Genomic DNA, 13,477 nt, shown 5'->3' with positions numbered 1-13,477 from the left:
TAGGGTAACAAATCTAATATTAACCTAACTTATTGGATTTAAACAAAATTATTTAAAGCCACCAATGATGTATACCAACTCTAATAAATATATGATCAATCTAAATGGTCTAAATATACAATAGCGGCGTTGCTTTCACTCCTTATAGCCAGCTATTACTCAATCAAGCGCCTTGCCTACATGGATGTAGGTAATTAGGTTTAGCCTGGAGCTATAAACCTGTGCTCTTGAAAATTTATCCTAATTTATATTAGATCACCAACTTAATAGAATTGGTATTACAATTGTTGAAACCAATTAAATGACTTTTCATCTCCCACTTTTTGAGATAAATATAACCCAAGTTCTTTTAATTGCTGGCTGCCTTTAAACTTCTTAATTTTCATTTTAAGCTTTTGCAACGCAAATTTAGTTTTATTTTCACCATCAAGCGATAATACATAGGTATATAAGTACTGTTCTTGTTCTGGCGCATAAAACATGGCTTTAGCAAAATGTTTTGTTGCTTTATGATGTTGCTGCTGTCTAATTAAATACAGTCCAAAAGCATATTGCACTTGCGCTGACTTGGGCAGTTTAAATAAAGCCTTATTTAATACTTGTTGTTCTTGATCTGATCTTTGTAAATTCCGATACAACTCAGATAAATTCAAATAGCCAGATTCAAAATAAGGGTCAACCTCAATGGCTGCTTTAAATGATTCTTCAGCACCAGTCCAATTACCAAGCCTCATTTCTAATACGGCTTGATTTGCTCTGCCCTCACCACGCCAACTATTTACTGTATTTGCGGATAATAATTCATTAAATACAGCTCTAAAAACAGTCATATTATTTGCTGCCATATTGGTATTAATTAAGCTTCTTGCCGCTTCAATCCGTACCGCTTTGTATTTATCTTTTAGCAAAGGAGAGATTAAACTAATGCGCTCCCTTTCATTTAATAATCCGCCTAAGGTTGCAGCTGACAGCCTTAATAAATCTTCTTCATGTTTTAAGTAAGGTTTTAAAAATTGCCCAGATAGCGTTTGCGTTGTCATATTTAATAAGCGTAATGCCGTGGCTCTTGTAATAACGTCTATATCCTTATCATTTATAATTGCTTTATGTTTTTCTAAACCAATTGGCTGTCCAGAATTTAATAAATAATAATCGTGACGTGTTGATGATAAAGCCTTAGATTTACCATGCCATTTATTTAGTGTTTTAGCGGCCCATAAGTTATCTTTATCTTCATGACATTGTACGCAGGCATTAGGCGTATTAAATTGTAGCGACAGATCAGGTCTGGGTATTTTGAAGCTATGATCACGGCGATCATCTACACCCATATAGCGATTTGTTGGCATATGACAGTTAACACATTGTGCACCTGTACTTTCTTGCTCATGCTGATGATGTGTTGGCACATTATAAACTTCAGCACCGTGGCATTGTAGGCACAAGCCATTGCCTTCAATTTTCAACTTCATAGTATGTTGATCATGGCAATCTAAACAATTAACCCCATTTTCAAACATTTTACTCTGTAAAAAAGAGCCATAAACATAAACTTCTTCTTGTATCTGCCCATCAACATGATACATAGGTGCGTTAAGCATTTGCGGTGTAAATTGATCTAAATACGGTGTGTTTGCTTTAAAACCGTCGGTTAAAGGAGAACGTAAGGAATGGCAGGCAAAACAATTGTCCATAAAAGCATTATCACGTTTAGCGCCTTGCCAATGTGCGGTTTTTTGGCCTGATTTCCTTAGCCATAAACCTGTGTTTTGTGTTTTGATACTTGGTTTGCTTAGTGTTGATATATTATTTGAGTGTTCAGTGATATCACCATGGCAAGATAAACAGCCCACATTAATATCATCCCATTTTGTATCAAATGTATTGGTTTTTTCATTATAATTTCGAACTAAACCATCAGAATGACAATCGGCACACATGCCATTCCAATTTTGTAATGGTTGCTTCCAGTGTAATCTATCTTCAGGGCTAATTTCTTCATTACTATAATTGTGATACCAACGCTGGCCTTTATCTTCTTTACTGCGTGCATCCCAAGCAAAAGGTAATACTTGCAAAGAACCCTGTTTAGTTTCTACAAGGTATTGCTGTAATGGAAAGTGACCAAAGGTATATTTAATATCATAGGTTTCAGTTTTATCATCGTAAGAAACTTTAGCTTTGTATTTATCATTCTCTATATAAAACAGTACTTTTTGGCCATAATGTTCTGCTGATACATTATTAAAGTCACCTAATACACTGGTTTTATCAGCGTTCGCCATCGCTTTGGCATGATCTGATTTTTGCCAATCATGAGTTTGTGATTTATGGCAATCAATACAAGTTGCATTGGGTGATTTTTTAGTAATAAAGTGAGAATCAACATTATCGATTTTTGCTAATTTTTTTGCATAGTTTTTAACAACCTCGCTTTGATCAGCCCATAGGTATGGCGACACTAAAACAAGTAAAAACCAAAGTTTTGAATTCAAAATACACCTTTATATTATTATTTTTTATTATTTACAATTAGCATTTTAACTATAAAAAACACTACTTAGCAATTAAAGTCTGCTCTGTTACTATACTAGGTTGTTCTTTTTAATTAATGAACAAATATAAACAGGATGGTTCCATTAAACTTATTGCTTAACCAGCAAATTATCTACTGCTATTACTACTGGCTTTTGTTTTTCATTTATAACTAAATACAAACACGGTAAAACCAATAAACAAACCAAAGTGGTAAATAATATGCCAAACCCTAAAGACACTGACATAGGTACAACAAACTGTGCCTGTCTTGAGGTTTCAAATACCATAGGTGCTAAACCTACAAAAGTTGTAATGGTTGTCAGCAAAATAGGTCTTATTCGTCGTCTACAGGCTTCTTTAATTGCATTAAGTGCTGTTTCATCCTGTTCAAGTTTTTTATTTGCATATTCAACTAATATCAAACTATCGTTCACAACTACGCCCGCTAACGCTAACATGCCCATTAAACTCACCACACTGAGTCCATAACCCAATATTAAATGCCCTAAAATTGCACCCACAGCACCAAATGGAATAATCGCCATAATCACAATTGGTTGAATATAATTTCTAAAAGCAATAGCTAACAAAATATAGATGGCAGCTAAAGCAAACCCAGTGCCAAGCTCTAATCTTGAAACACTTTTAGCGATTTCTTCTTGATCGCCACCAAAAACAACTTTTATTCCAGAGTACCTGCCCTCAAGTTCTGGTATTAAATATTGCTGAACCATTTTAGTGACCATTGGAATATTCTCCTCTGGTAGTATTTCAGCACCTATTTTTTCGACCCTTTGGCCTTTTCTTCTTACTATAAAAGCAGGTGCTAAAATTTTATTTATTCTGGCGACATTACCTAAAGGCACATAACCTCCAGCTTTTGTTCGGATCAGCAATGACTCCACTTTATTCACATCAGCTCGTTCATTTTTTGGTAATCGCACCAATGTTGTGACTTCATTTCTTAATCTATGCTGTCTTTGTGCCTTTGCGCCATATAAAGCCGCACGCATTTGCTTAGATAACTCAACGGCATCTAAGCCTAATGCTCTGCCGTTTTCATTTAACGTTAATTTCCATTGTGGTGTACCTTCTTCCAAGGAATTCACTGTTGCAACAACATGCTCTATTGAATCTAAAAAACTGACAGCGTCTTTTGCTCCCTGAGCCAAAATAGTGCTATCACTGTGCCTTAATTCTATTGTTAGAGAAGCCGTAGCCAAAGCACTAGAGCCTCTTCTTGCACCACTAAATCTCAGTTTGCCATATCGTGATAGTGACTTTGCTTGCACTCTCCAAAATTGCTTTATATCTCGTGTTGCGTATTCTCGTTCTTCACTTTCCACCAGCAATAACGCCACTTCAACACTGTTATCTCTAATAATGCTGCGAATACTGACCACACTGTCTGCTATTTTATAGTCAGCTATCATAGATTTTGCGCTATTTTCTAATAAGCCTCTCAAGGCAATTGCTTGTTGCTCAGTTGTAGTTTCTGATATCTCGTAACTGGCTTTTACCCATCTAGCATCCATTTTTGGATAAAGACTAAAACCCATTTTTCCGCTAAAGGCATACGCCAATACAATACAAAAAATAAAAGCAGCAACAGCAAGTGTTAAGGCTGGCCAATTCAAACATTTATTAAGTATTGGAAAATAAACATCATTAACAAATTTGTTCAAACCATAATTACACCGTGACTGCGCTTTGTTTAATGCAATCTCGAATTTATTGGGTGGTTTATCTTTTATATGCGCTAAGTGTGATGGCAAAATAAATAGCGCTTCAATCCAAGATACAACAAAGCATAAAACGACCACAATAGGGATTGCCCCAAATAACAACTTCATGCTGCCAGGTAGTAGTAATAAAGGTAAAAATGCCACAATATTGGTTAATATTGCAAAAGTGAGTGGTTTTGCTACTTCATTAGCGCCTTTAATTGCCGCGTCATGAAAAGAGAGTCCCTCTTGCATGTGTGCATAGATATTTTCTCCTGCAATAATGGCATCATCTACCACAATGCCTAACGCTATAATAAAGCCAAACATAGAGACCATATTAATAGACACATCAAATACAGGTAAAAATAACATAGCGCCTAAAAACGATGAGGGAATACCCGCAACAACCCAAAATGCCAATTTAAACTGTAAAAATAAGCTCATAATAATAAGCACTAAAAGCAAACCTAAAAACGCATTTTTAAGCAATAAGCTCAGACGTTTTTGATAATTTTTAGCATCATCATCTACTATGGCAATGCCTGCATTTTCTGGCAACATAGCTAATATTTCTGGCCACATTTTTTCAATTGATTGTGCTATTTGTGATGGTGTTTGCTCTCCCATACGATAGATATTCAATTGCGCAGATAATTGCCCGTTATAGGTGACTAAATTTCGCTCATCTGCAAAGCCTTCTGTCACTTTTGCAATATCGCCTAATGTGAGTTGATCACCCGATTTATCAGAGATCACTGGCACATTTTTAAGTTTTTGCGCCCAAAATGCCCGCTGATCAACAGAAACAATAATATCGCCATTATTTGCTTTAATTTTACCTGCCGATTGTTCTACCACATTCTTTTTTAATAATGCTGAAACTTGATTTAAGGTGAGGCCGTAAGCTTGTAGATCAGCCTGAGATATTTCTACATGTATCTCTTCTTTTGGAAATCCTTTTAATTTAATTTGTGAAATATAGGGAGATTGTAAAATACGGTCTCTTACTTGCTCTGTTAAGCGCTTTAAAGTAAATCTGTCCATATCTCCATGAACAATCAGCTCCATCACATCAATCACTCGGGTATCTAATTTTACTCTTGGTCGCTCCATAGATGCAGGAAAAGAGGATATGCGATTGACCACTTGTTGCGCATCTTGATAAATTTTTTGGCCGTTTGCGCCTGCCTCTAACTGTGCCCGTACTCTCACCCAACCAGTACCAATGAAAGTATTTACTTCACTGATACCCGATAAACTATGTATAGCAGCTTCAATAGGGACTGCTATGCTGTGTTCTATTTCACTTGGTGCGGCACCTGGATAAGAGACATATACAGATAATGTATCCCTTGATGTTTCAGGCATATATTCTTTACGGATAATAAATGACATCACTAACCCGCCTAAAATCAAGGCAAGCATCAATAAATGTGGCGCAACTCCATGGCGTATCATCCAAGAAATAGGATTAGATTTCATGATCTACTCCTTGGCGTTTATTATCAGTTTTTTTAGCTGTTTGTGTTTGCTCGATTGCTAAATTCTTACGACGTTTTACTTTAAGCCCTATGCTGGCGATGCCAGGTTTTTCTGCTAAAGCTTTATCACCTTTTTTAAATTTTGCTTTCACAAAAATATCATCAGTGCCTTTATAAAGTACTTCTACATTTCGCTTTTGCAATGTACTTTGTTTATCCACCACCCAAATTGTATTATCAGGCTGTAACCAATGATGCTTAATCGTCCACGCTTTTTTAATCGGTTTTCCTTTTAAAGCGATATTCAAAAAGTCATTAATAAAAACTTTTGGCTGACTCAAAGTTTCATTTAAGGGATTATCAATTGCTAATAATATTTTTACTTGTCTATCTTTGGTATCAAGCTCTGGCATCGTTGCGATATATTGCGCTTCACGTTTTTGATCACCCCATAAACGATTTTGAAATATATCAACCTTAGCGTGAGTATTTAATAATGCTAAAAATTGATGAGGAACTTTTGCTTCTATCCAATAACGTTGGCTATTGACCACTGAAAATAGAGTTGAATTAGTTGTAATACGACTGCCTTGCCCTATATTTTTTGATATAATTTTGCCATCAAATGGCATTAATATTGTTGCGCGTGATAAGTTTAATTGTGCCTTGGCGACATTATTTTGAGCTATCATCACTTTAGATTTAGCCGCTTCAATTTGTGGTTTTCTCAAAACTAAAGTTTGATCAATATTAAAGCCATCAATGTTATCAACTAACGCAAGCTCTTCCCGTGCTAATAGTTGTTCAGCCTGCTCAAGCGCTAAATTAGCCTGTGCTTGCACTAGCCTTGCCTGTTCAGATTTTAACGCTAATGTTAAGTATTCAGTATTGAGCTTTACAAGCCACTGACCTTTTTTAAGCATAGCTCCCGGAAAAGCTTGCGGGTTTATCGTTTTAACATGCCCCGATACTAACCCATTTACTTTTACTGACTCAGCTGGGATCACAAATCCAGAAGTATGATAGATAGGTATTACAGAGCCCTTTTCTAGTTTCTCTGTATATACAATCCGAGCACGTTTCTTATCTTGTTTTAAGTATTCCACTGGTTTTTGCTGGGCAGACACTAAGATTTGATAACCTAAGCCAATTCCTAATAAAACAATAAATAAAGGCAGCCATTTATTTTTAGTAAATCTTAAATTAATCATGACTTTATTCCTGTATTAATGTTTTTATTTTTAGCAGTTTGATCACGATTAAAGTCCCCATGACTTAATGCGCGATAAAGTAAAACTCGGTTATTCATTACATTTTTTTGAGCATCTATCATTTGTCTTTCTAAAACTAAAATGCTTTCTTGTGCTTTGAGTAAGTTTAAATATGAAGATTTACCATTGAGGTATTTAATATTGATTAGGGCTTGAGTTTGTTTAGCTAATCTAGTTTGTAATGTTAAATTTTCTACCACTTTTAATAACTGTGCTTCATTAACCAAAATTTGGTTAACATTGGCAACCGCTTTTAACCATACCTCTTGATACTCAACAATAAGTGCCTGCAATAATAACTTTTTTTTAGAAACATTATGTTTTCTTGCACCTGAGTCAAACAAAGGCATTACAAATGAAGTGATTAAATTTCCGGACCAGTTCTGCAACAGATCATGTGTATTATTTTTTGCTGAAGCATAATTAGCACGTAGTGTTATACGCGGATATTGCTCTGAAATGGCAATTGCTAATTGCGAATCTGCGGCTTCAATTTTAGTAATAATATATTGAATGTCTGGTCGGTGTAATAAAGTTTTAGCTGGCAATCCCATGTTTGGTAATGCAGGTAAAATCGGTAAATTTCTATCAGCCAAGTTTTCAAGTTCATGTGTATTTACACCAAGCAATAAGGCCAACTTCTGTTGCTGACTATAAATATTGGCAACATTTTTTGCTTGTAATACCTCAATAGATTTTAATAATTTTTGTTGTTGCCAAATATCTGTAATGGAATTTTTTCCCATAGCAAATCGTCGACTAATTACCTTTAATGAATCACTTATACGCTCAAATTGAGTATTGAGTACTTTACTCTTTTGCTTTTGAGATATTAAAGAAAACCAGGCATTGCTAATATTGCCAGCCACTAAGTTTGCATCGGCATGAAACAACGCTTGTTGTCCTTGGTATTGCCAATGTACTTTTTGTTCATTAGCAGAGATTCGACCAAAAAAATTAATTTCCCAACTAGCACTTAAGCCTAAAGATGCTGCGCTTGCCCGGTTTAAATCATCAGGTTTTACAGTTGTACTCGCATTTAAGTTTAAACTTGGATACAAAGAAGAGGCTGCAATATTGCTATCTAATGCCTTACTTTTTAATCTTAAACTACTGGCTTTAAGGGATAAGTTATCGTTTAAAGCATTCTGTACAAGTTCATTTAAGTTTTCATCATCAAATGATAGCCACCAGCGCATATCTAAAGGTGCAGCACCTTGTTTAATAAAGGGAACTGTAGTTTTTAAAGGTTGTTTTTTTATATCATGAGTATGCGAACAGGCCGAAATTAAAAACATACTGATAAAAATTGATATTAACTTCACATTTCACTCTGAGTGATTACTTATTGTCGATTACAAATAATAACCAAGAGAGTGTTAACTCTCATCAAAATTTACATTACTTTACTTCGTAATTTAAAGGAATTGGGCTTTATTAATATAAGTGATTTTGTATTTTATGTTCTAAAAACAAAAAATCACTTTCAAGATATTTTGAAAGTGATTTATAAATTCAGTTTTTAACAATACGCAGCCAATTATTGGTTATTGTTTCCATTGCTGACTTTTTACAGTGACAGGCTTATCCCAAGGCAATTTTGCTTGTTTTTGATAGTTGGGATCATTATCTCTGGTAGGTAAACCTTCCACTATTTTAATCAAGGCATTTTTAGCATTAATTACTTCGGGATCTTTACTATCTAACAGGTTCACTTTTTCCTCAAAGTCAGTTTTAAGATCAACTAGCTTTTCATAACCACGCTCTGGAGATGCTTTAACATAAAGTTTGTAACGTTTATCTCTTACAACACGATCACGATATACGTACTGGTTTTCGACCCCTTTTTCAGACACTTTTGCATTATTTTTTCCGCCCATAGACAAAATAAAATTACGCTGTGAGTCATCTGCTTTCCCTAAAATATGTGGTGCAAAAGATTTACCATCTAAATCATATGAAGCAGGCGCTTTTGAGTGAGCAAGATCTGCAAAGGTAGGCAAAATATCAGTAAAATCTACTAGTGCATCTGTCACAATATCTGATGGCACAACACCTGGACCATTTACAATAAATGGCGAGTTAATACCATTTTCTGTGGTCATCTGTTTACCGCCTTTAACAACACGACCATTTAATCTTCCTGTGACACTTTTGTCTGTACCATTATCTGTTGTCCACACAATAATGGTATTTTCTCGCTCTCCCATAGCTTCAAGTTGGCTTAACATTCTCGCTAAAATATAATCGGCATATTCGACCATAGCGCGATGTTTGCCCATCTCAGATCCTATTTCAGGTTTAAGGGGCGTGGTTGTTTTTGGGCCATGCGGTAAATTCATCGCGTAATACGCAAACCAAGGTTGGTCTTTTTTCTTTTCAATAAAATCTAATATAAAACTTGAAAAAACATCTTCTCCAAATTGACTTTGATAAGTGCGGCTACCTGATTTTGTATGAATATATGGGTCCCAATAACGCTCTGCACTGGCAGGCACGCCAGTTTCGTAACCTGTCCACATTGCGTAATCATCAAATCCATGTTTTGTCATCGCATCTGGTTCAATTCTAAAATCATTAACTTGCCACTTTCCTGCAGCCACGGTTGCATAGCCTGCATTTTGCATCACTTTCGCGAGGCTTTGATTTTTTTCACTATCTAAATATGCTTGACCCCAACGCGGGCTATCCCAATGATTAACCCAACCATTTTTATAAGGATATTGGCCTGTGATCAAAGCAACACGAGATGGCGTACATTGTGGATGCGACCAAGCATTATTAAATCTCATGCCATTTGACGCTAACTTATCTATATTGGGCGTTTTAATTCCTTGAGCGCCATATGCACTGACCCACTCTTTACCCATATCATCAGCTAATATAAATAAAATATTGGGTTGCTGTTTTTCTAGTTTATTTACAGCAAACGTAGGCATGCTCATTGTTGCGACAATACAACACGCAGTTATTAAATGACATAAAGTTTTAGGCTGAGTCTTCATCTTACGCTCTTGGTTGATTTTTATTTATATAAAACATAATATTTTGATTTTAACATGTCAATATTTCTTGTAACCCGTTTGGTTAAGCTTGAACAAATATTTAAGTTTTGTCTATCTATAGCTAGATTTTTAAAGCGATACACAGGAGTGTAATGTTTTGTAAAGACGCAAAGCGCAATGTAATTTTATGTAAAGATATTTTTAATTCATTGACAAGCTTTACCCCCTAAAACAAAATGACCTTTATAAATTATAAACACAAAAGAGAGCCGCTTTAATGAAATTGCTATTATCACTCATATTAATGTGCTTATCCCTATATAGTCATGGGCAAGGATCACGACCTAATATCATATTAATTATGGCTGACGATGTTAGCCCTGATCTATTTGGTGCTTATGGCTTAAAAGGCGCAGCCAAAACCCCCAATATAGATATGCTTGCTAATGAAGGTGTGATGTTTAAAACAGCTTACGCCAGTGCAATGTGTGGTCCATCAAGAGTTGAAATCATGACTGGTAGATACGCCAATACAACTGGGGCATATCATAATTCAATTTGGTTAGATGGCGCGAGAAAAGATGTATATACCGATAATATCGCCTTTTCTAAAGTACTAAAAGAATCAGGTTATGCCACTGCAATTACAGGAAAGTGGCACGCTGGCGTGCAAATGCCACATGAAAGCGTATTAGCATTTGATGAGTATTCATTATGGGAAGGGCTAAAAGAAATAAAAGCTTTACCTGGCTCACCTAAATTTACAGGATTATTTGAGAATAAAAAAACAACCTCTCGTTATTGGCATCCAGCGTATATTCAAAATGGTAAGTTGCTAGATACTAAGCCTAGTGATTATGGTCCACGTATAGAAGCTGATTTTATAATGGACTTTATGGAACGCCAAGTTAAAGCGAAAAAACCTTTCCTTGCTTACTGGCCTACAGTTGCACCACATGGCACACGTAAAGGATACCCAACTACACCGCTTCGCGGCAAACAAGGCGAAATGGATAAAGCGCCAAATGCAACTGAGAGTCGCGCAAGATTTGTTGCTCTCAATGAATACCTAGATATGTTAGTGGGTGATGTTGTTACAAAAGTAAAAGATTTAGGCATAGCAGACAATACCGTTATTATTTTTGTTTCAGATAATGGCACTGCTGTAACAGCTAAAACCAGAGGTGTTGAACGTGGACCACAAGTAGCGCATATAGTGTGGGGTGCAGGTATTAAAAAACGCGGTGCGACAGATGAATTAACAGACTTTTCGGATATTGCGCCAACTTTAATTGACTGGGCAAATGCAGAAGATAAATTACCAAAAGATTATAAATTTGACGGCACTAGCCTAGTACCTTTCTTAACAGGTAAAACAGACGCCCATAGAGACTGGATCTATGGTTATATTTCAGGTTCTCAAATTGTTCGCACTAAAAACTATTTATTAGAAGTGGTTAATCCTATGTTGGGCATGCCTAAAGGCCGAATGTATTTCACAGGAGATAATCGTTTTGGAGAAGGCTATCAACTTGTTACTGGTGATATAAGTGGTGATAAAAAACATGCTAAAGCCAGAAAGCAATTTGATGATATTTTAGCGCAATATCCACCATTAACGGCTGACCACCCATACTTTTCAAAGAAAAGAGGTAAAAAGTTTTTACAAGATTACACATCTAAAAAAAGCAAAGCCAAGCACTTACATAATCACAGAGATTATCAAACTTATGATGAAACCTACATTGAGTAAACCATAAAAAACTCACTAGGATGTGCCTATAAACACAAGCACATCTTTACCCTATAAAGCAAACAAAGTTTTAGATAAACGAATAATTAACATGGCAGAGTTATGATTACATTTAACAATAATAAAATTTACACCATTTCAAAAGTAACATTTATTACCGCTGCAATTTTAGGCCTCAGTGCTTGTAATACAACAAACAGCACAACAAAGAACACAACACAAACAAATACTGATACAACACCTGAAGTTTATGAAGCCAATATCGCTTCATTACAACAATACAAAACACCCCAATGGTTTCGAGATGCTAAACTTGGTATCTATTTACACTGGGGGCCTTATTCAGTTGCAGAAGTAGGCGAATGGTACCCACGTAAAATGTACATCCAAGGTACTGAAGAAAATAAACATCATGTTAAAAATTACGGCCACCCTTCTGAGTTTGGTTATAAAGATCTTATTCCATTATGGAAAGCCGAAAAATTTGATCCTGATGCTTTAGTGGGATTATTTAAACAAGCTGGAGCCAAATATTTTACCCCTGTGGCTGTGCATCATGACAATTTTGATTTATGGGATTCTAAGCATCAAGAATGGAACTCAGTTAACCATGGGCCTAAAAAAGATATAACTGGCATGTGGCGAGATGCAACATTAAAACATGGATTACGTTTTGGTGTGACAACGCACCTTTCTCGTAGTTATAGCTGGCTAAATACGTCTAAACTTGCAGATGCAAAAGGCGAAAAAGCAGGTGTGCCTTATGATGGTAATGATAAAAACTTTTCTGGTTTATACCATGAACAACACAGCGATACACATCCAAGAGCGCCATTAAATCCACCTAAGGCCTGGCGAGATCACTGGTCTGCGCGTATGAAAGATTTAATCGATAAATATCAGCCAGATCATTTCTACTTTGATAGTGCGATTCCTTTTAGAGGCGAAGATAATGGCCAAACAGGTATGGATGTCATTGCACATTTATACAATACCAGCTTAAAAAAATATGATGGTGAACAACAAGCTGTCATGGCCATTAAAGAACGCCCTTGGCAAGCTATGTATGACGATGGCATGGCAACGTTAGATTATGAGCGTGGTAAAGCTAGCCACATTCTATCGGAACCTTGGCAAACAGATGATTCGATTGGTGATTGGGGCTACCGTAAAAAAGCCACTTATATGGAAACGAATTTAGTGATTGATAAATTTATCGATATCGTAAGTAAAAACGGTAATTTATTATTAAACATTCCAATTAAAGCCGATGGTACGTTAGATAAAAGAGCGACCCAAACACTAGAAGAAATGGGCCAATGGATGTCAGCTAATAGTGAGGGCATTTATGGTTCTCGCCCTTGGTATTTATTTGGAGAAGGTAAAGTTAACGAAATTGACCATAAAGCACAAAAGTCACCTTATACCAGTAAAGATATTCGTTTTACTACTAAAGATGGCAACCTTTATGCTTATGCGTTAGCTTGGCCAGGTGCAGGGAAAACCCTACGCATTAAAAATATTACCAAAGGCAATATGCGAATTGGCTTAGTTGAAAGCGTTACTATGCTTGGTTCTAATGCAAAAATAAAATGGCAATCTGCATCTGATGGTTTAGAAATCATTATGCCTAAAAAGCCTGCAAGCGATTTTGCTCATGGCTTTAAAATCACCTTTAAATCACGTTAAACACACTTTCATA

General features: G+C 35.9%; 7 protein-coding genes. 2 read left to right on the top strand and 5 right to left on the bottom strand.

Features of this window, described 5'->3' with window-relative positions:
* Positions 1-278 precede the first annotated feature (278 nt).
* The 5 genes from PSA_RS20875 to PSA_RS20855 all read right to left on the bottom strand — a co-directional run bounded on the left by PSA_RS20875 (position 279) and on the right by PSA_RS20855 (position 10,022).
* Positions 279-2,495 (bottom strand): multiheme c-type cytochrome, encoded by a 2,217-nt coding sequence (locus PSA_RS20875; protein WP_082305854.1) that lies wholly within the window; start codon positions 2,493-2,495, stop codon positions 279-281.
* Positions 2,496-2,645: 150 nt separating this feature from the next.
* Positions 2,646-5,747 (bottom strand): efflux RND transporter permease subunit, encoded by a 3,102-nt coding sequence (locus PSA_RS20870; protein ID WP_042143637.1) that lies wholly within the window; start codon positions 5,745-5,747, stop codon positions 2,646-2,648.
* Entirely contained in the window at positions 5,737-6,957 is a 1,221-nt protein-coding gene (locus tag PSA_RS20865; protein ID WP_042143639.1) for an efflux RND transporter periplasmic adaptor subunit, read from the bottom strand. The genes PSA_RS20870 and PSA_RS20865 overlap by 11 nt, the downstream gene beginning before the upstream one ends.
* The gene (locus PSA_RS20860) at positions 6,954-8,342 is read right to left on the bottom strand and encodes a TolC family protein (protein WP_042143641.1); all 1,389 of its coding nucleotides are present in this window, start codon (positions 8,340-8,342) and stop codon (positions 6,954-6,956) included. Before PSA_RS20860 ends, PSA_RS20865 begins: the two co-directional genes overlap by 4 nt.
* Before the next feature lie 222 nt (positions 8,343-8,564).
* Complete coding sequence (locus PSA_RS20855; protein ID WP_052379867.1) at positions 8,565-10,022, bottom strand: sulfatase-like hydrolase/transferase; 1,458 nt, start codon at positions 10,020-10,022, stop codon at positions 8,565-8,567.
* A 277-nt stretch (positions 10,023-10,299) separates the two neighbouring features.
* Between PSA_RS20855 and PSA_RS20850 the strand changes: the two genes are divergently transcribed.
* Together PSA_RS20850 and PSA_RS20845 are read left to right on the top strand one after the other, a co-directional pair.
* Positions 10,300-11,775, top strand: coding sequence for a sulfatase-like hydrolase/transferase (locus PSA_RS20850; RefSeq protein ID WP_082305853.1), 1,476 nt, complete (start codon positions 10,300-10,302; stop codon positions 11,773-11,775).
* A 102-nt stretch (positions 11,776-11,877) separates the two neighbouring features.
* Positions 11,878-13,464, top strand: coding sequence for an alpha-L-fucosidase (locus PSA_RS20845; protein ID WP_052379868.1), 1,587 nt, complete (start codon positions 11,878-11,880; stop codon positions 13,462-13,464).
* Positions 13,465-13,477: the final 13 nt, after the last annotated feature.

Origin of the sequence: Pseudoalteromonas sp. '520P1 No. 423', from assembly GCF_001269985.1 — a bacterium.
Lineage (GTDB): Bacteria > Pseudomonadota > Gammaproteobacteria > Enterobacterales > Alteromonadaceae > Pseudoalteromonas.
This window is presented reverse-complemented; position numbering and strand designations above follow the sequence as displayed.

Excerpts from the sequence above, each read along its gene's own strand:
- PSA_RS20870 (WP_042143637.1), bottom strand. The coding sequence starts at position 5,747 with ATGAAATCTAATCCTATTTCTTGGATGATACGCCATGGAGTTGCGCCA.
- PSA_RS20855 (WP_052379867.1), bottom strand. The coding sequence starts at position 10,022 with ATGAAGACTCAGCCTAAAACTTTATGTCATTTAATAACTGCGTGTTGT.
- PSA_RS20850 (WP_082305853.1), top strand. The coding sequence starts at position 10,300 with ATGAAATTGCTATTATCACTCATATTAATGTGCTTATCCCTATATAGT.
- PSA_RS20845 (WP_052379868.1), top strand. The coding sequence starts at position 11,878 with ATGATTACATTTAACAATAATAAAATTTACACCATTTCAAAAGTAACA.
- PSA_RS20865 (WP_042143639.1), bottom strand. The coding sequence starts at position 6,957 with ATGATTAATTTAAGATTTACTAAAAATAAATGGCTGCCTTTATTTATT.